Annotated in this window: 17 protein-coding genes; 8 read left to right on the forward strand and 9 right to left on the reverse strand. The window is 66.2% G+C overall.

Annotated features, from left to right (window positions below):
• The first annotated feature begins 143 nt into the window (after nucleotides 1-143).
• On the forward strand, nucleotides 144-1,226 hold the full coding sequence (locus AC4AMJ_RS00775; protein WP_489918549.1) for an NAD(P)H-dependent amine dehydrogenase family protein: 1,083 nt from the start codon (nucleotides 144-146) through the stop codon (nucleotides 1,224-1,226).
• A 114-nt stretch (nucleotides 1,227-1,340) separates the two neighbouring features.
• Here the strand turns inward: AC4AMJ_RS00775 and AC4AMJ_RS00780 are convergent, their stop codons facing one another.
• The 3 genes from AC4AMJ_RS00780 to AC4AMJ_RS00790 all read right to left on the reverse strand — a co-directional run bounded on the left by AC4AMJ_RS00780 (nucleotide 1,341) and on the right by AC4AMJ_RS00790 (nucleotide 5,333).
• Nucleotides 1,341-3,578 carry an NADP-dependent isocitrate dehydrogenase gene (locus tag AC4AMJ_RS00780; RefSeq protein ID WP_489916665.1) on the reverse strand — a complete coding sequence of 746 codons (2,238 nt, stop codon included), beginning with the start codon at nucleotides 3,576-3,578 and terminating at the stop codon, nucleotides 1,341-1,343.
• 326 nt (nucleotides 3,579-3,904) lie between these two features.
• Nucleotides 3,905-4,567 carry a 3-oxoacid CoA-transferase subunit B gene (locus AC4AMJ_RS00785; protein ID WP_489916667.1) on the reverse strand — a complete coding sequence of 221 codons (663 nt, stop codon included), beginning with the start codon at nucleotides 4,565-4,567 and terminating at the stop codon, nucleotides 3,905-3,907.
• A 4-nt stretch (nucleotides 4,568-4,571) separates the two neighbouring features.
• Nucleotides 4,572-5,333, reverse strand: a complete 762-nt coding sequence (locus AC4AMJ_RS00790; RefSeq protein WP_489897478.1) for a CoA transferase subunit A — start codon at nucleotides 5,331-5,333, stop codon at nucleotides 4,572-4,574.
• A gap of 146 nt (nucleotides 5,334-5,479) precedes the next feature.
• Between AC4AMJ_RS00790 and AC4AMJ_RS00795 the strand changes: the two genes are divergently transcribed.
• Entirely contained in the window at nucleotides 5,480-6,265 is a 786-nt protein-coding gene (locus AC4AMJ_RS00795; protein ID WP_489916669.1) for an IclR family transcriptional regulator, read from the forward strand.
• A 55-nt stretch (nucleotides 6,266-6,320) separates the two neighbouring features.
• On the opposite strand, the gene AC4AMJ_RS00800 is transcribed toward AC4AMJ_RS00795, so the two are convergent.
• The 3 genes from AC4AMJ_RS00800 to AC4AMJ_RS00810 are packed head-to-tail and all read right to left on the reverse strand — an operon-like array spanning nucleotide 6,321 to nucleotide 7,837.
• The gene (locus AC4AMJ_RS00800; RefSeq protein ID WP_489916671.1) at nucleotides 6,321-6,743 is read right to left on the reverse strand and encodes an SRPBCC family protein; all 423 of its coding nucleotides are present in this window, start codon (nucleotides 6,741-6,743) and stop codon (nucleotides 6,321-6,323) included.
• Complete coding sequence (locus tag AC4AMJ_RS00805; RefSeq protein WP_489916673.1) at nucleotides 6,740-7,054, reverse strand: ArsR/SmtB family transcription factor; 315 nt, start codon at nucleotides 7,052-7,054, stop codon at nucleotides 6,740-6,742. Before AC4AMJ_RS00805 ends, AC4AMJ_RS00800 begins: the two co-directional genes overlap by 4 nt.
• A 54-nt stretch (nucleotides 7,055-7,108) precedes the next feature.
• The gene (locus AC4AMJ_RS00810) at nucleotides 7,109-7,837 is read right to left on the reverse strand and encodes a mycothiol-dependent nitroreductase Rv2466c family protein (protein ID WP_489897474.1); all 729 of its coding nucleotides are present in this window, start codon (nucleotides 7,835-7,837) and stop codon (nucleotides 7,109-7,111) included.
• A 76-nt stretch (nucleotides 7,838-7,913) separates the two neighbouring features.
• Between AC4AMJ_RS00810 and AC4AMJ_RS00815 the strand changes: the two genes are divergently transcribed.
• The 3 genes from AC4AMJ_RS00815 to AC4AMJ_RS00825 all read left to right on the forward strand — a co-directional run bounded on the left by AC4AMJ_RS00815 (nucleotide 7,914) and on the right by AC4AMJ_RS00825 (nucleotide 9,875).
• Nucleotides 7,914-8,261, forward strand: a complete 348-nt coding sequence (locus AC4AMJ_RS00815; RefSeq protein ID WP_489916675.1) for a hypothetical protein — start codon at nucleotides 7,914-7,916, stop codon at nucleotides 8,259-8,261.
• A 56-nt stretch (nucleotides 8,262-8,317) separates the two neighbouring features.
• A complete protein-coding gene (locus AC4AMJ_RS00820; RefSeq protein ID WP_489916677.1) occupies nucleotides 8,318-9,385 on the forward strand; it encodes an alpha/beta fold hydrolase in 1,068 nt (355 codons plus the stop codon).
• 124 nt (nucleotides 9,386-9,509) lie between these two features.
• Nucleotides 9,510-9,875: a DsrE family protein gene (locus tag AC4AMJ_RS00825; RefSeq protein WP_489916679.1), complete on the forward strand. Its 366-nt coding sequence runs from the start codon at nucleotides 9,510-9,512 to the stop codon at nucleotides 9,873-9,875.
• A 47-nt stretch (nucleotides 9,876-9,922) separates the two neighbouring features.
• Here the strand turns inward: AC4AMJ_RS00825 and AC4AMJ_RS00830 are convergent, their stop codons facing one another.
• Both AC4AMJ_RS00830 and AC4AMJ_RS00835 read right to left on the reverse strand, forming a co-directional pair.
• The gene (locus AC4AMJ_RS00830) at nucleotides 9,923-10,579 is read right to left on the reverse strand and encodes a TetR/AcrR family transcriptional regulator (RefSeq protein WP_489916681.1); all 657 of its coding nucleotides are present in this window, start codon (nucleotides 10,577-10,579) and stop codon (nucleotides 9,923-9,925) included.
• Nucleotides 10,580-10,594: 15 nt separating this feature from the next.
• Entirely contained in the window at nucleotides 10,595-12,205 is a 1,611-nt protein-coding gene (locus AC4AMJ_RS00835; protein WP_489916683.1) for a carboxylesterase/lipase family protein, read from the reverse strand.
• A 147-nt stretch (nucleotides 12,206-12,352) separates the two neighbouring features.
• On the opposite strand from AC4AMJ_RS00835, the gene AC4AMJ_RS00840 reads away from it, so the two are divergent.
• Complete coding sequence (locus AC4AMJ_RS00840) at nucleotides 12,353-13,891, forward strand: class I adenylate-forming enzyme family protein (protein WP_489916685.1); 1,539 nt, start codon at nucleotides 12,353-12,355, stop codon at nucleotides 13,889-13,891.
• Nucleotides 13,892-13,982: 91 nt separating this feature from the next.
• Here the strand turns inward: AC4AMJ_RS00840 and ygiD are convergent, their stop codons facing one another.
• Nucleotides 13,983-14,786 carry a 4,5-DOPA-extradiol-dioxygenase gene (ygiD, locus tag AC4AMJ_RS00845; protein WP_489916687.1) on the reverse strand — a complete coding sequence of 268 codons (804 nt, stop codon included), beginning with the start codon at nucleotides 14,784-14,786 and terminating at the stop codon, nucleotides 13,983-13,985.
• 102 nt (nucleotides 14,787-14,888) lie between these two features.
• On the opposite strand from ygiD, the gene AC4AMJ_RS00850 reads away from it, so the two are divergent.
• Together AC4AMJ_RS00850 and AC4AMJ_RS00855 are read left to right on the forward strand one after the other, a co-directional pair.
• The gene (locus AC4AMJ_RS00850) at nucleotides 14,889-15,428 is read left to right on the forward strand and encodes a MarR family winged helix-turn-helix transcriptional regulator (protein WP_489897466.1); all 540 of its coding nucleotides are present in this window, start codon (nucleotides 14,889-14,891) and stop codon (nucleotides 15,426-15,428) included.
• Nucleotides 15,429-15,582: 154 nt separating this feature from the next.
• On the forward strand, nucleotides 15,583-17,019 hold the full coding sequence (locus tag AC4AMJ_RS00855) for an esterase/lipase family protein (RefSeq protein ID WP_489916689.1): 1,437 nt from the start codon (nucleotides 15,583-15,585) through the stop codon (nucleotides 17,017-17,019).
• Nucleotides 17,020-17,082: the final 63 nt, after the last annotated feature.

The raw sequence follows: 17,082 nt of genomic DNA on the forward strand, positions 1-17,082 counted from the left end.
ACGTCTGGGGAGAGTGCATCTGTGGGGCGCCTTTCGGTGCTCGCCCTCCGAATCGAGCATTCAACAGTAATGCCGACGGTAGTAGCGATAGTGTCGCCCACGAGGTTGCCGACCGATCGGCGACCACGACGACGGGGGTGACAGTGCGACGTGTGGTGCAGGTTGCGACAGGCAATGTGGGACGTCATTCGTTGCGGACCATCATCGGCCGCCCGGATCTCGAGTTGCTCGGGGTCCACGCCGCGAGCCCGGCGAAGATCGGGAAAGACGCTGCCGCGCTGTGCGGGCTGGACTCGCCGACCGGCGTGATCGCCACCGATGACCTCGATGCGCTCATCGGTCTGGGTCCCGACTGTGTGGTGTACACAGCGCTGGCGGAGACCCGTCCCGACGAGGCGATCGAGCAGATGTCGAAGATCCTGGCGGCAGGCATCGACGTCGTCGGGACCTCGCTGGTGTGGCTGGCGGCGGGGCGGCATGCCGAGAGCTGGGTCGCCGAACCACTCGCACGCGCCTGCGACCACGGCTCGGCGTCGCTGTACATCAACGGGGTCGACCCCGGCTTCTCCGGCGACACCCTGGCGCATACGGCGCTCGGTCTGGTGGCTCGGGCGCGGACGATCACCGTGCAGGAGATCTTCGACTACGGAAACTACGACGACGCCGAGTTCACCGGGGCCGCGATGGGTTTCGGGCAAACAGAAGACGAGGAACCGGCCCCGCTGTACGCGCCCGGGGTGGTGGCATCGATGTGGGGTGGGCAGGTGCGGGCCCTGGCGGCCGCACTCGACATCACCCTGGACGAGGTGCGACAGCGGACCGAGCGATGGTTCACCCCCGATCGCATCGACTGCACGATGATGACCGTCGAGCCAGGAGGAATGGCCGCTGTCCGCTTCGCGACGGAAGGCGTCGTGGACGGCGTTGCGGTGATCACGCTCGAACACGTCAATCGACTCACGGCGGTGGCCGCACCGGACTGGGATTTTCCGCCACCAGGGCATTCCGGTGTCCATCGGGTGGTGGTCGAGGGAGACCCGAGGGTGGAGATCAACGCGCATGTGTCCCACCCCTGGCTCGACACCACCGACGCGGCGTGCATCTCCACGGCAGCGCGCGCCGTCAACGCCATCGACTGGGTGTGCGACTCCCCGAGCGGGATCCTCGGGGTGGAGGACATCCCACCGACCGCCACGCTGCGGGGCTTGGTGTGGGCAAACCGTTGAGCGGCACTCCTGCGGCGTAGGAGATGTGCTGCCGCCGGGTTCGTCGACGACAGAAGCACCTCAGCCTGCACCCGGTGGACGGCGTGCAGGCTGAGGTGAGTGGTATCCGGGGGATCAGTCGCGTGCGGCGGCCAATGCCTCGTTGAACGTCTTGCTCGGACGCATCACCGCCGCGGTCTTCTCGGAGTCCGGGAAGTAGTAGCCGCCGATGTCGACGGACGTCCCCTGCGCCTCGTTGAGCTCCCCGACGATCTGATCCTCGTTCTCCTTGAGGGTCTTGGCCAGCGACGCGAAGTGCTTGGCGAGGCCCTCGTCCTCGGTCTGCTCGGCGAGCGCCTGCGCCCAGTACATGGCCAGGTAGAACTGGCTGCCGCGGTTGTCGAGTTCACCGGTGGTGCGCGACGGTCCCTTGTTGTCTTCCAGCAGCTTGCCCGTCGCCGCGTCGAGCGCCTTGGCCAGGATCTCGGCCCGCTTGTCGCCGGTCTTCTTCCCGAGGTCTTCCAGGCTGACGGCGAGCGCGAGGAACTCGCCGAGCGAGTCCCACCGCAGGTGATTTTCCTCGATGAGCTGCTTGACGTGTTTGGGTGCCGAACCGCCGGCCCCCGTCTCGTACAGTCCGCCGCCGGCCATGAGCGGCACGATGGACAGCATCTTGGCGCTGGTGCCCAACTCGAGGATGGGGAACAGGTCGGTCAGGTAGTCGCGCAGGATGTTGCCGGTCGCCGAGATCGTGTCCAGTCCGCGGATCAGCCGCTCCATGGTGTAACGGATGGCCCGGACCTGCGACATGATCTGGATGTCGAGGCCCTCGGTGTCGTGATCCTTCAGGTACTTGTGCACCTTGGCGATCAGCTCGTTCTCGTGCGGACGGTACGGATCCAGCCAGAACACGACGGGCATGCCCGAGTCGCGGGAGCGCGTCACGGCCAGTTTCACCCAGTCCTGGATGGGCGCGTCCTTGACGATGCACAGACGCCAGATGTCACCCTCTTCGACGTTCTGGGTCAGCAGCACCTCGCCGGTGGCCAGGTCGACGATGTTGGCGACGCCACCGGCCGGGACCTCGAAGGTCTTGTCGTGTGAGCCGTACTCCTCGGCCTTCTGCGCCATCAGACCGACGTTGGGGACGGTGCCCATCGTCGTCGGGTCGAACGCGCCGTTGGTCTTACAGAAGTTGATCATCTCCTGATAGATGCGGGAGAAGGTCGACTCGGGGTTGACGGCCTTGGTGTCCTTGAGGCGGCCGTCCGCGCCGTACATCTTGCCGCCGGCGCGGATCATCGCCGGCATCGACGCATCGACGATGACATCGCTGGGGGAGTGGAAGTTCGAGATGCCGCGCGCCGAGTCGACCATGGCCAGCTCGGGACGGTGCTCGTGGCACTTGTGCAGGTCGTCGACGATCTCTTCGCGCTGCGCACTCGGCAGCGACTCGATCTTGGCGTAGAGGTCGGACAGACCGTTGTTGACGTTGACCCCGAGTTCGTCGAACAGTTCGCCGTGTTTGGCGAAGGCGTCCTTGTAGAAGACCTTGACGGCGTGACCGAAGACGATGGGGTGGCTGACCCGCATCATGGTCGCCTTCACATGCAGGGAGAACATCACGCCGGTCTCGTAGGCGTCCTCGATCTGCTCTTCGTAGAACTCGACGAGCGCCTTCTTGCTCATGAACATGCTGTCGATGACGTCGCCGTCGGTGAGTTTCACCTTCGGCTTGAGCACGAGGGTCTCGCCACCCTCGGTGATCAGCTCCATCTTGACCTCGCGGTCACCGGAGACCGTCATCGACTTCTCACCGTGGTAGAAGTCGCCCTCGGTCATGTGGGCGACGTGAGTGCGCGAGGCCATCGACCACTTGCCCATGCTGTGCGGGTGCTTGCGGGCGTACTCCTTGACCGCCTTGGGTGCGCGACGGTCGGAGTTACCTTCGCGGAGAACTGGATTGACGGCGCTACCCAGGCACTTGGTGTAGCGCTCGCGGATCTCGCGCTCTTCGTCGGTCTTCGGGCTGCCCGGGAAGTCGGGAAGGTTGTAGCCCTTCTCCTTGAGTTCCTTGATGGCGGCCAGCAGCTGCGGGACCGAAGCACTGATGTTGGGCAGCTTGATGATGTTGGTCTCGGGCAACTGCGTCAGGCGTCCCAGTTCACCCAGGTTGTCGGGCACACGTTGGTCGTCGCTCAGGTAGTCACCGAACTCGGCAAGGATACGGGCGGCCACCGAGATGTCGCTGGTCTCGACGTTGATGTCGGCGGCGTCGGCGAAGGCACGGATCACCGGCAGGAAGGCGTGCGTGGCGAGCATCGGCGCCTCGTCGGTCAGGGTGTAGATGATTGTCGGCTGATCCGTGCTCATGTGTGTTCCCAACTCCAGTCTCAGGTACGTGACGTTGTGGTTCGAGATTTTGTCTCGGCGTTACCAGTATCACGTCGGCGGGGGCATTGTGCGCAATGGTGGGGGTCGATTGGGCTGGGCCGTCCAGGAGTAGGCTTCGCTGACCTGCGCAGACGCCCTGGTGCGCGCAGGGTCACACCACAAGGACGCTGCCCGACAGGCGCCGGGCAAGCCAAACGCGCACTCGCCGACTTCCCGCGCATGTCGCGACACGCGCAGAAACTCGGCGGGTGCGCGTTTGGCAGAGAGCCTGCGGCAACCGGGTCCGAGGGGGCCGATGGGCCGGGTCAGAAGAAGGCGGGAGTGAGTTCGGCGTCTGTCGCGGCCACCACCCGGTCGACGGTCACCCCGGGTGCGGTCTCCCGCAGCAGTAGCGTGCCGTCGCCGACGACATCGATCACGGCGAGATTGGTGATGATGCGATCGACGATCGCCTCGCCGGTCAACGGGAGCGTGCAGGCATTCAGGATCTTGGGTCCGCCGCTGCGATCGGTGTGTTCCATGAGCACGATGACCCGCGCGGCGCCGTGCACGAGATCCATTGCGCCACCCATGCCCTTGACCATCTTTCCGGGCACCATCCAGTTGGCCAGATCGCCGGTGCGCGACACCTGCATCCCGCCCAGCACCGCGGTGTCGATGTGTCCGCCGCGGATCATGCCGAACGAGAGTGCCGAATCGAAGAAGGCAGCTCCGGGATTGACGGTGACGGTTTCCTTGCCGGCGTTGATCAGCTCGGGATCGACAGCGTCCTCGCTGGGATAGCCGCCGGTGCCGAGGATGCCGTTCTCCGAATGCAGAGTCACCCGCACGTCGTCGGAGAGGAACGACGGGATCAGGGTGGGCAGGCCGATACCGAGGTTCACATACTGGCCGTCGACCATCTCGGCCGCGGCGCGCGCGGCCATCTGGTCCCGGGTCCAGCCGGTTGGCGTGATCGTGGCAGTCATGGGGTCACTTCCCTTCGGCGGCGCGGACGGTGCGCTTCTCGATGCGTTTGGCCTGCGGGCCGGTGTGGACGATGCGTTGCACGAAGACGCCCGGCAGATGCACCTGGGCGGGATCGATCTCGCCGGGTTCGACGAGCTCTTCGACCTGGGCGACGGTGATACGTCCGGCCATCGCGGCCAGCGGGTTGAAGTTCAATGCGGTCTTCTCGAACACGAGATTGCCCTCGGTGTCACCCCGTCGGGCATGCACCAGCGCGAAGTCGGCGGTGATGGCCTCTTCCAGGACATAGCGTTTGTCGCCGAACACCCTGGTCTCCTTGGGGGGTGAGGCGACTGCGACCGACCCGTCGCTGTCGTACCGCCACGGCATGCCGCCGTTGGCGATCGGGCTGCCCACGCCGGCGGGGGTGAAGAACGCCGGTACGCCGGTGCCGCCCGCCCGTAGCCGCTCGGCGAGCGTGCCCTGTGGTGTCAGCTCGACCTCGAGTTCGCCGGCGAGGTACTGGCGGGCGAACTCCTTGTTCTCCCCGACATAGGAGGCCGTGACGCGAGCAATGCGTCCCAGGGACAACAGCACCCCGAGGCCGTAGTCGTCGATCCCGCAGTTGTTGGAGAACACCTCGAGTCCGGCGGCACCCGAGTCGGCGATCGCCGCGATCAGCGCGTCGGGCACACCACAGATGCCGAACCCGCCGACGGCGAGAGTGGCGCCGTCCCCGATGTCTGCGACGGCGGCCTCAGCCGTCTCATGCACTTTCGAACTCATGCTTCTCCTTCCACGCGCGTCCATTCAGTAAACGCGGCAAGCTGGGATCGAGTGTCGATGAATGGGCACGTCGTAGGCAACCAGCTGGAGAAATTGGCCAGGAATTGCTCAGTTGGTGGTCTGGAGTCTCAATTGGCGTCCATTGAATGAACGCTATGATCGACGTCGTGTCCGAAGAAAAGGGTGCGTCGGTGGTGGCGCGCGCGGCCGCGTTGCTGCGCGCGGTCGGCACCTCGGAACCCGCAGGTGCGAGTACCACCGAGCTGGCGCTCATCGCCGGTCTGACCCGACCGACCGCACATCGGTTGCTGTCGGCCCTGGTCGATGAAGGCCTCATCGACCGAGACAGCGCAACGGGGCGATGGTCTCTGGGGCCGGAGCTCTATCTGCTCGGCTCGTCCGCGGCGACCCGCTACGACATCACCGATCAGGCCCGCGATGTGGTCGACCACGTGGCCCGGGAGACCGGAGAGAGTGCGTTCCTGTCTGCACGGCGGGGCGACGAGACGGTCTGCGTTCTCGGCCAGGAAGGCAGCTTCCCGCTGCGCTCGCACGTCCTGCACGTGGGGATCCGATTCCCGCTCGGGGTCGCATCGGCGGGGCTCGCCATCCTCAGCCACCTCCCCGACGCCGAGATCGACCGCTATCTGCAGCGGGCTGATCTGGTGCCGCGCTGGGGCACATCACACTCCGTTTCGGGGGTCCGCGAGCGCATCGACGCCACCCGGACCACCGGCTACGCAGTCAACCCGGGGCTGTTGGTGGAGGGCAGCTGGGGCATCGGCGCGGCGGTTTTCGACGGCGCGGGCCGACCGGCGTGGGCTCTGAGCGTCACCGGCGTCGAGACACGTTTCCGGCCCGACCGTCGGCATGAACTCGGATCGTTGCTGCTCGATCAGGCGCACGTCCTGTCCACGAGGTTGCGGGGATAGTGGCGCTGCTCGCGTGAGGACACTTATCTGAGGCCCGTAACCCGACTTCGCACGCCTACAGAGTCGGCGCGAGGTCGGCGAGGCGCGGCAGTACCACGTCGCGCCAACCCGGTCCCATCTGAGTGAACGCGGCGGCCATGCGTGTGTCGTCGAGGTCGAACCCGGAGTGCTCCAGGAAGAGTCGGGTGCCGTTCCCTTCGGCGACGAGTACCCAGGTCAGCGTCCAGTTCTCGGTGAACGTGTAGACAAACCGTGATGGCTCGTCGACCTCCAGCACACGGCAGGGTTGAAGCCCGAATTGATGCATGTCCAAGGTGAATTCGTGGCCGACGACCGGTCGCACGTCGCCGCGCCCCCACCACCGTTCGACGAGTTCGGGTTCGGTCAGGGTGCGCCAGACCGCTTCGGGGCGCGCCGCGACGAACTGATCGACCCGGATCACGGCGAAGCGGTCGGTGGAGGTGGATGAGTCGGTCATTCGAGATCCTCTGCGATGTCGGCGATATCGGACAGTCGGTCGCGCCAGAACCGTTCGAACGGGTGTAACCACTCGCCGAGTTCGGCGAGCGGCGCGGCGGTGAGGCGATAGATCCTCTGGCGCCCCCGGGCCTCGTCGGCGACGAGGCCGGCGTCCTTGAGCACCTTGAGGTGCTCGGCGACCGAGGAGCGGCTCAGCGCGAACCGGGTGCTGAGCTCACCGGCCGGGGCGGGTTCGGTCGCCAGGATCTCCAGCAACTGTCGGCGCACCGGGTTGGCGAGCGCAAGGAAGACGGTGTCCTCGGTGGTCACGCGCCTGACAATACGTCGGAAATTTCCGACACGTCAACCGGGCGGTCGGCGCGATCATTTCTTGGTGCGGCGACTGCCGCCATGCCAGTCTTCCTGCACGCCGACATCGTCGACATCGACACCGAACGCCTTCAGCTGCGGCTTCTCACGCAGGCTCCGCTTGAGCTCGGCGAACCCCGGGAATCCGGCCAGGCCGATCACGTGGTCCCAGAGCACCACCGCGTCCTCGTCACTCGGAAGTCGGCTGATGACCGGCCCGAAGAAGGCGACTCCGTCCGGCGGCTGGAAATGGATGATGGGTGTGCCGACGTCCCGGCCGGTCAGGGATAGCGCCTCGTCGGTCTCGGCCTGGATCTCGGCGTCGAAGCTCGCATCGTCGAGCGCGGCGAGGTGCTGTGCGGGGAGCCCGAGTTCGGTGAGGATCGGGCCGAGGAAGTCCGCGGTACCGCGATGATCACGTCCGTCGACCGTGTACGTGCCGGTGTGTTGGTCGAAGATGCGGGTGCCGAAGGCGGCATAGAGCGCATCCAACGGCTCGCGACCGTGCTCCCGTCGGATGCTCGCCGCCGCCCGCAGCAGGCGCAGGCCGGCGCCGTGACCCGCTTCGTACTCGGGTGGGAAGTGGGCGTCGTAGTCGATATGGGCGTTGAGGAGCCGGAGCGAGATGAACCGCCAGTCGACGGTGTAGTCGCGTTGTGCCTGCACCTTGCGCACCCATTTGCTGGTCATCCACGCGAACGGGCATACCGGGTCGAAATAGAAGTTGATGTCGGCGTCGGCCATCGTGTCATCGTCCTTCGGTTGCCGTGGGCCTACCGGTGCGGGTAGCGCGCACTTTCGACGATAGCGCCGGGGGCCGATGACCGGCCGGTGCGGGCCGCAGCCGGCCTCGGCGACGTTCACGGCCAAGCGCGCAGGCACACACCAGTGGACTCCAAGTGATCTCCAAGCGCTGTCGGACACCCTCGTCGGTGAGCACATCGAACCCGAGGAGTACGCCATGGCCGTCCTGTCGCCGACCCGATCGCACGCCGGTCCGCCGTCGCGGTGGGTACGCCCGTGGCACGGAGTTCTGGACGCCATGGAGATGGCGGTTCCGCAGCTGCTGATTCTCGGACTGGTCGCCTTCGCGGGCGCCGAAACTGCTGCGCCGCACGACGGTTCTCTGGACCAGCCGCCGCGGGTGGTGGTCGTCGAGGCGCGGTGACCGATCTGGGGCCGACGACGGTGGTTTGACGAGCGCGGCACGACTAACCTCGAGGTATGTCGCGGGAAGCGCCGCCTCAGGAGGTGCGTTTCTGCCGCAGCGCGGACGGCACCAGGATCGCCTACGCCATCCATGGCGCCGGACCTCCACTCCTGCTCACCACCTGCTGGCTCAGCCATCTGGAGTTCGATTGGGAAAGCCCTGTCTGGCGACATTTCCTGCTGGATCTCGGTGAATTGGCGACCGTCGTACGTTACGACGAGCGCGGATGTGGGATGTCGGACTGGGACGTGGACGACTTCGGTCTGGATGCGCGGGTTGCCGATCTCGAGGCGGTGATCGAGTCTGCCGGACTCGACCGATGCGCAATGGTCGGGATGTCCCAGGGCGGACCGGTCGCCATCACCTATGCGACGCGCCATCCGGAGCGCATCAGCCGGCTGATCCTCTACGGCACACACGCCGCGTTCTGTCGTGACGACGACGCCACCGAGCTCGAGCACACGTTTCGGCAGCTGATCAAGGTCGGCTGGGCGAGGCCGGACAGCACATTTCGGCGGGTCTTCACCCAACTGCTGATCCCCGGGGCAACCGATGAACAAGCCTGCTGGCTCGACGATCTGCAGGCCCGGGCCACATCCACCGACAACGCTCTGCATTCGCGCGCCGCGCGCTGGACCGTCGACGTGTCGGCATTGCTGAGCGAGATCACCCAGCCCGCGTTGGTGATCCATGCCCGCGGTGATCGCATGTCTCCGTTCGCCGAAGGTCGCCGACTCGCCGCGGCGATACCGGACGCCCGGCTGGTGACCCTCGACAGTGACAATCACATCACCCTCGCCGACGAGAGCGCCTGGCCAGTGTTCGTCGCCGAAGTGCGCAACTTCCTTGCGGCAGAATCGGTCACCGCGCCGAGCACGCCGACGGCACTGCGCAGCCTCAGCGATCGCGAGCGCGACGTCCTGCGGCTCGTCGGACACGGGCTCGACAACGCCGAGATCGCCCGGGAACTTTCGCTGTCCATCCGCACGGTCGAGCGGCACCTCAGTAGCATCTACCTGAAACTCGGCCTGGCAGGTCGATCGGCGCGAGCGGCGGCGGTCGCGCGTCTGTTGAGCAACTGACCTGCGTGTCGACCGCCATAGAGGCGATGTCGGTGCCGGGAAACATGGCGGTCGGCACCGATTTCCGGGCCTGTGACGATCACTAACGTCCTGGTTGTCACAACGACAACCCGAGGAGGACGACATGAGTACCAACAAGGCCGCCATCAGTCTCACCACTGGGCTCGAAGACCCGGAGAAGGTGACGGTGGCATTTCTGGTCGCGGTCGGCGCAGCCGAAAGCGGTCGTCCCACAACGATGTTCCTGACCAAGGAAGCGGTTCGGCTTGCTGTGAAGGGCGTTGCGGTGGCCACGGCCTGTGTGGCCTGTCCGCCGTTGGAGGATCTGATGGAACGCTACGAGAGCGCCGGTGGGCGCTACCTCGTCTGTCCCATCTGTGTGAACTCGAAGGGAATCGACCCGTCCGGCTTCATCCCGGGTGCCGAGATGGGTGGCACCATCCAGTTGTGGGAGTGGATCGGCGACGGCGCGACGACGTTCAGCTATTGAAGCGTGTCCGAGGGCGACGGCGCGGCGTGGCCGCGCGCTCCGTTCTGCTAGTTCCCCGCGTCGGAACTTCGTTGATGATCTCGGCGCCCAGGCGGCTCCGCTGGGCCGGAACCGGCTCTGCGCGTTGCCGCATCGAAGAGTGACCAGACCTCGCGCTTCTCATGCTCGAGGTCGGCGCCTTCGCGGATGCGCTCGAGCGCGGCGTCCAGCCCCGCCCGGATGGTCGCCGACGTCACCGCGGGGTCGAGACGGCGGAAGTCGCCCGACCTGATACCGGCGATCAGGATGTCCTCCACATCCGTCGCCTCCGTTCGATGCTCGACTCGATCGGAGCGAGGCATGTCCGGCGAGCGGTAGATGGCCGACAATGCGGTCATCTCGGTAGGGTATGCGCCGTAGAAGTCGATGCTCCCGGTGATGAACTCGCGCAACGATTCACGTGGCGTCGATGCCGACTGGACACGGTTCTCGAGTACCTCGCGGGCACGGTCGTAGACGTAGGTGACCACGCCGGCGAGCAACGATGGACGATCCCGGAAGTGATAGGTGACCACCCCGCGCGTCACTCCGGCCGCCTCGGCGATACGCGAGATGGTCGCGCGCTCGGTGCCGACGTCGGCGATCACGCCGATCGCGGTCTCGATCAGCTGGGCGCGACGTGCCCGATGGATGAACGTGTCGTTGTCGACGCGGCTGGACGGCATGAGCTCTCCGGTCGGTCAGAGCCAGAAACTGCACTGGTGATCGGCAGCGAAGTCGACGTCGCGGGTCGCCGACGTCCCGAACTGCAGTGCATCGGTGGGGTCCTCGTCGACCGGTCCAATGTCGGCGTCGTCGGCGATGCGTGGTGTCCCGTCGTGCGCGAACGAGGTCCAGTACGCGATCATCTGGTCGGCGACCTCCCGTTGTCGCGGCGTCCTGAGCAGATTGTGTCCGGCGAGATCAAAGTAGTACGGCGTATCCGTCGCGTGGGCGGCACCCTGGGGGATGGTGTTGATCTGGTTCACGTTCGGTGCCGTCTCGTCGGCGAATTCGTAGAGGTGGGTCGATGCGTGCTTCGACATCAGCCGAGCACCCTGGAGGGTCGGACAGGCCCACACCGCATCGGTGGTGACCCTCGACCACGCGAGACCCGCGCTGGGGAAGTGGTCCAGGGGATAGCGGGCCAGCACCTCGGGCGCCCGCGCGCCGAACGCGGTCCTGATCAGCTGCGGGTAGTTGGCCGGTGTCACGGCGTCGGGTTGCGCGGCGAGGAGGCCGCCGACGAATGAACGCTGCTCATCATGGTTCCCGCCGGTGATCACCGGGATCTGTTGCTGATCACCGTCGCGGAGCGCTTGCGCGGGATCTCGGGGTAGCAGGTCGGTGCCGTAGGTGAGGTTGTCGGCGAAGTCCTGGTCGACGGTGAGGAGCCGGTCGACCGGAAGGCCGCGCAGGCATGCGATTGCGTCGGCACCGGAACACCCCAACTGCTCTGCGGCTGCGACACTGGTGGCCTGGTTGTCGGCACGCGAGGCGTAGGGCGTGTGCGCGGGGACCCCGGGATAGAGGGTGCCGTCGGGCCAGCGCAGCATGCACGAGCCCGACGCGAGGATCATCTTGTCCACCAGGCCTGTTGTCTTCGGCGAGGTGAGCGCCGCGCACGCCGACATCGCGCCCGCGGACTCGCCGAACACGGTCACGTTGTCGGGGTCGCCACCGAATTCCGTTGCGTTGGCGTGCACCCAGCGCAGGCTTTCGAGCTGATCGGCCAGACCGAAGTCGCCGCCGCCGGCCATCCCGGGCATGCCCAGGTAGCCGAACACCCCGAGTCGGTAGTTGGCCGTCACGACGATGACGTTGCCCCGGTCCGCGAGCCGCTGCGCGTCATAGGTGCTTGCCGCGCCGGTCGTGTAGCCGCCGCCATGCCACCAGACCATGACCGGCAACTGCGTGTCGGCGTCGGTCTGACGGGGTGTGGTGACGTTGAGGGTGAGGCAGTCCTCCGTTGGCGCGGCATGATCGCCGGGTATCGGCACACTCTGTGGGCATGGGCTGCCCGGGTGGGTCGCATCGACCGGGGCCTCGGGTGTGTGCACGGGTTCGGGTAGTGCCCACCTGCGTTGCCCGATGGGTGGTTCGGCATAGGGCACGCCGAGGAATGTCCGGCCGGTATCGGTGGCGGTGCCGATCAGATACCCGCTGGTGGTCGGCACATCGAGAGAGGTGGGATCGGCGTCCGATCCGGCAGGCGTTGTGGTGCAACCTCCGACGCCGAGTACCGCCGCGATCAGTAGCGATGCTGTTCGTCGGGAGGCTTTCGTGTCGGTGATGGTGCGTTTCGGCCTCATGGATTGACAGTGTAGGCAAAAATTTCTCGTCTGTGGGAAATTCCTCTGTCGGGTTCGATGCCGGGTCCTGAGAAGGCGTGATCATGAGCGTGCCGCGCGGCGCTCGAAGTGGTGGTCGACGCCGCGGTCACGGAGTACAAACGAGGGATGAGTGACGCCGCTGTCATCGAGATCGGTCGTGAGCACAACCCGTTCGGTCAGGACGGAGTCGTCCGGGACGACGCGGGCGTCCCCCGATATGCGGATATTCCGGCAACGCTCATCGACGTCCTGCGTGAGCGCGTCGAGACCGCGCCGGAGGATGAGGCCGTGGTGGAACTCGGCGGTCGCCGATTGACCTACGCCGAGCTGTGGGATGAGGCGGGACGCGTGGCGGGTGGACTGCGTGATCGCGGAGTGACGAACGGCGATCGGGTCGCGCTGCGGTATGCGGCAGGTGTCCAGTGGGCGCTGGCATTCTGGGGCACGCTGCTGGCCGGAGGGGTGGTGGTCGCCGTGAACACGCGGATGACCGAACCCGAGGTGGCGTTTGTTCTCGACGACGCCGGCGTCAGGGTGGACCTCGCCCCGGACATGCCGTTGCCGACGGGGGATCCGTACGCGGTGGACGGCCTCACCGCAGGTGACGTCGCGGCGTTCTTCTACACCTCGGGCACCACCGGCCGTCCGAAGGGGGTTCCAACCACGCACGAGGCGTTCATCACCAACGCCGAGAACATGATTCGTTGCATGGGCATCGGCCGCGATCTCGGGCCGTCGATGCGGACACTGATCTCGGTCCCGCTGTTTCACGTGACCGGATGCAACTCGCAGTTCCTCGTCGCCACCTACGTGGGTGGTACCGCCGTGATCATGCCGCAGCTCGACGTGGCCGCGCTGCCCGAGGTACTCACTACCGAGCGGATCGGCTACATGGTGACGGTCCCCGCCGTCTACGCACTGCTCCTGCGTCATCCGGCCTTTGCGGATGCGGACGTGTCGGGTGTCCGTTCGGTGGGTTACGGCGGCGCGCCGATCGCGCCGGCACTCGTGCAGCAGCTGCAGAAGGCGTTCGGCCAGGCAACTGTGATGAACGGCTACGGGATGACCGAATCCGCCTCCCTGATCACCGTTCTGCCCGATGCCGACGCGGTGGAGCATGCCGACTCGGTCGGCTACGCCGTGCCGTCGGTCGACATCGGCATCGTGCCGATCTCCGATGACCCGAGCATCGGCGAACTCGTCGTTCGCGGCGGCAACGTCACCGCAGGCTATTGGCAACGGCCGGACGCCGACGCGGCCACCATCGTCGACGGATGGCTGCACACCGGGGACGTCGTCCGCGTCGACGACGCCGGACGCGTCCACATCGTCGACCGGATCAAGGACATCATCAACCGCGGCGGGGAGAACGTGTCGAGCATCGAGGTCGAGGCCGTCCTGTTGTCGGCGCCCGGTGTCGTGGATGCCGCGGTGGTGCCGGTGCCCGACGATGTGATGGGGGAGAAGGTCGGCGCGATACTGGTGTCCGAGTCGGGCGACCTCGACCTCGACGCCGTGCTAGACCACTGCCGAAAGAGTCTCGCCGACTTCAAGATCCCCCAATTCGCATCCGTGTCGAAGGAGGCGCTGCCGCGCAATGCGGGTGGGAAGCTGCTGAAGAACAAGATCCGGGAACAGGCGCAGTGGGGTGGTCCGCTGCGCTAGTGCCGTACGTCGGCTGGCCGTTTCAGAGCTATCGGTCGGCTCTCGTCGGAAGTCCGGCGCCGCGGTGTGCGAGCGCGGCATCACGCTGGCGTCAGTTCACCGCGTAGGACGTCATCGACAGCGACCCGTACGAGCATCCGTCGACGAGGACCGTGGTCGCCGCGTCGCCGTCGGAGGACGCGGCGGCCTTCAGGCCGGCCAGGTAGACCGACGGCAGGAAGTGATCGGGCGTCGGGACGGCTTTCGCGTAGTCGCGGTGTCCCGCCAGGGCCGGGTACGCGGTGGGATCGCCGAGCATGGCCTCGCGGGCGGCGTCGTCGAAACGTTGGGCCCAGTCGTAGCCGTTCTCGGGCCGCGCGAAGTCGACGGCACGCAGGTTGTGCACGATGTTGCCGCTGCCGAGGATCAGCACCCCGGAGTCGCGTAGCGGTGCGAGTCGGGTGCCGAGGTCGAAGTGATAGCCCAGATCGCGCTCACCGTTGATGCTCAGCTGGACGATCGGGATGTCGGCGTCCGGAAATGCATGGGCGAGAACGGACCAGGCGCCGTGGTCGATACCCCAGCTGTCGGTGTCGCTGCCCACCCAGGTCGGCTTGACGACCTCGGCCACCTCGCCCGCGAGGTCCGGCAAACCCGGTGCCGGATAGTCGAACTCGAACAGTTCGCGCGGGAATCCGTAGAAGTCATGGATGGTGCGTGGCCGGGACATCGCGGTCACGGCGGTGGCGTTGATGTACCAGTGGGCGCTGATCACCAGGATGGCCCGCGGCCGCGGGACGGACCGGCCGAACTCCGCCCACGCCTGGGTGTAGCGGTTGTGCTCGATCGCATTCATCGGACTGCCGTGACCGAGGAAGGCGAACGGCATCGTCGATGGTGGGTGTGTGGCGGTCATGGAGGTCCTTCGGATGTCACGAACTATTTTCAATGAATCTTCATTTAAATTGATCGTACGGCAAGGTCCATGAAAGTTCAACAAGTTGTTACGCTGAGGCCCATGGCGCTCACTCCGGCCGAACAACGGGCCTTTCGCGGGTTCCTGACGGTGTCCATGCTGCTCGACGATGCTCTCGACGCTCAGCTTCGTCGCGACAGCGGGCTCACCCATTCGCAGTACATGATCCTGTTCCGCCTCTCCGAGGCCGCTGATCGGACCATCGGGATGAGGCGCCTGGTGGTGCTCGCGCAGAGCGAGCAGAGCCGTATGTCGCACTCGGTGACCGCGATGGAGCGTCGCGGGTGGGTTCGGCGGACGAAGTCGCCGTCGAGCCCCGATCGGCGCGCGGTGTCGGTGACGCTCACCGATGCCGGCATGGAGGTGGTACGGTCGGCGGCGCCGCGCCACAGCGACGAGGCGCACCGACTGATCTTCGATGCGCTCGATGCCGAGCAGCTCGCCGATCTGAACTCGGTGATCGACCGCGTCCTGCCGCACATGGCAGCTCTGGGGCTCGACCTACCCTCCCCGGAGGAGGACCCGATCATGTGGGAGGGTCGGGTGGATCCGCGGTCAGTCGACTCGGCGCATCCTGGTTGAGCTTCTCGCGCCGGGCGGTCGACGCCGCACACGAGGTTGCGTCGTGTGATTCCCACGCAACCCGCCCCGCCCCGCAATCGCGGCGGATACGGTGAGGTGACACACGCACGCCTTGCGCGACGTGGCCGGGTGGTCTTGTGAGCAAGGAGGATTGATGCCGACAATCCCGCACGGTAACCTCGTCGTGAGCCTTCCCGACGAGTGGTCGGCCGAGGACGTCACCATCGACGAGGTCCCCGGCGACGATCCGCTCGTCGCCTCGCTCGCGGCATCCGACGAGATTCGAGTCACCCACGCCGTCACGGTCTCGGTGTCGCCGAATGTGGTTCTGACCACCGAGGCGACAGGTAGGCCGGAATCTGTTGTGACCGTCCGCTCCTCGAATCCACACGACGTGCTGTTGTACGAGCGGGATGGGTGCTTCTGGTGGTCGACGTCGAGCGGTGACCCGATCGATGCCGAACACATCAGCGGAGTGCGAACACTTGCGACGTTTTCGCCCGCGGCGCCGCCAGAGGTGTCTGCGCTCCGGTCGGCCGATCGCGCGGACGCCGGTGGTGGCCTGCGCGTGCTCGCGTTCCATCTGCCCGACGCCGGGGACATCGTGCGCTTCGTCGAATCCAAGGTCGTGAAGCCGGGTTTGGTGAGCATCACCCACGTCGATCCCCGGACCTGGAGACAGCTGCCGCCGGAAGACTTCCGGCTGGCGCGAACCGGCGCGAGAGTTCTTCTCCTGGTGCACGGCACGTTCGCCACCACCACAACCGGATTCGGCCTGATCGGTGGTGGGTTGAACAACACCGTTGTGGCCACGGCGCTGGAGCGCTATGACGCGGTGATCGGTTTCACCCACCGGACACTCAGTGAGGACCCGGAACAGAACGGGCAGGAATTGGTCGCGCTCCTGGGTCGGCTGAATGTCGACACCGTCGACGTCGACATCCTCACCCACAGTCGAGGTGCGCTCGTCGCACGCAGTGCCATCGAGCTGGTGGGTATGCCCGGGAAGATCGTCATGGGCAAGCTCGTCATGGTTGCCGGCCCGAACGATGGGACCCTGTTGGCGCGCAAGGAGAACTGGTCGACACTGTTCGACCTGTACACGACGCTCGCCGTCGGCGTCGCCCGGCAATTCGGCGGGCCCATCGTGGCCGAGGCGACGCGGGTGGTGGTGACCCTCGTACTCGGGCCTGTGCGAGCGCTCATCACCACGGCGGTGAGTGAAGATCAGATACCCGGCCTCGCCGCGATGGTGCCGGGGTCGGATTTTCTCCGGCGCCTCAATCGGATTCAGCCTCGCCCCGGCGGGTCGGTCTACCTGACCGTGGTCACGGACTTCGAGCCCTCGGCGGTGACAATTCCGCAGGAGCCGGCCCTCGGACTGCTCGAACGGCTGGCCGACGACGTCGTCGACCCGTTGATGGGAGAGGCGAACGATCTGGTGGTGAACACGACATCGATGTCGCTCGTCGACGGGTCGCAGATCCCGCCGCCCGAGATGAACTTCGTTCCGCGATCGTCGGGCACCGAGCACGTCACGTACTTTGTCGTCGACGAATCGATCGCGATCATCGACTCACTGATCGGCTGAGACCACAGCACGCGACCCCGCTCATCAGTGGGAGCGGGGTCGCGTACCGGGTGGACCATCTGA

The sequence above is a fragment of the Gordonia sp. LMA484 genome, from assembly GCF_058129505.1.

What these genes read in the sequence shown, in the direction of transcription:
- AC4AMJ_RS00785 (WP_489916667.1), bottom strand. Translation starts at nt 4,567, where the DNA reads ATGACTGCCACGATCACGCCAACCGGCTGGACCCGGGACCAGATGGCC.
- AC4AMJ_RS00780 (WP_489916665.1), bottom strand. Translation starts at nt 3,578, where the DNA reads ATGAGCACGGATCAGCCGACAATCATCTACACCCTGACCGACGAGGCG.
- AC4AMJ_RS00825 (WP_489916679.1), top strand. Translation starts at nt 9,510, where the DNA reads ATGAGTACCAACAAGGCCGCCATCAGTCTCACCACTGGGCTCGAAGAC.
- ygiD (WP_489916687.1), bottom strand. Translation starts at nt 14,786, where the DNA reads ATGACCGCCACACACCCACCATCGACGATGCCGTTCGCCTTCCTCGGT.
- AC4AMJ_RS00800 (WP_489916671.1), bottom strand. Translation starts at nt 6,743, where the DNA reads ATGACCGACTCATCCACCTCCACCGACCGCTTCGCCGTGATCCGGGTC.
- AC4AMJ_RS00790 (WP_489897478.1), bottom strand. Translation starts at nt 5,333, where the DNA reads ATGAGTTCGAAAGTGCATGAGACGGCTGAGGCCGCCGTCGCAGACATC.
- AC4AMJ_RS00840 (WP_489916685.1), top strand. Translation starts at nt 12,353, where the DNA reads ATGAGTGACGCCGCTGTCATCGAGATCGGTCGTGAGCACAACCCGTTC.
- AC4AMJ_RS00850 (WP_489897466.1), top strand. Translation starts at nt 14,889, where the DNA reads ATGGCGCTCACTCCGGCCGAACAACGGGCCTTTCGCGGGTTCCTGACG.
- AC4AMJ_RS00815 (WP_489916675.1), top strand. Translation starts at nt 7,914, where the DNA reads ATGACCGGCCGGTGCGGGCCGCAGCCGGCCTCGGCGACGTTCACGGCC.
- AC4AMJ_RS00855 (WP_489916689.1), top strand. Translation starts at nt 15,583, where the DNA reads ATGCCGACAATCCCGCACGGTAACCTCGTCGTGAGCCTTCCCGACGAG.
- AC4AMJ_RS00835 (WP_489916683.1), bottom strand. Translation starts at nt 12,205, where the DNA reads ATGAGGCCGAAACGCACCATCACCGACACGAAAGCCTCCCGACGAACA.
- AC4AMJ_RS00810 (WP_489897474.1), bottom strand. Translation starts at nt 7,837, where the DNA reads ATGGCCGACGCCGACATCAACTTCTATTTCGACCCGGTATGCCCGTTC.
- AC4AMJ_RS00830 (WP_489916681.1), bottom strand. Translation starts at nt 10,579, where the DNA reads ATGCCGTCCAGCCGCGTCGACAACGACACGTTCATCCATCGGGCACGT.
- AC4AMJ_RS00795 (WP_489916669.1), top strand. Translation starts at nt 5,480, where the DNA reads ATGAACGCTATGATCGACGTCGTGTCCGAAGAAAAGGGTGCGTCGGTG.
- AC4AMJ_RS00820 (WP_489916677.1), top strand. Translation starts at nt 8,318, where the DNA reads ATGTCGCGGGAAGCGCCGCCTCAGGAGGTGCGTTTCTGCCGCAGCGCG.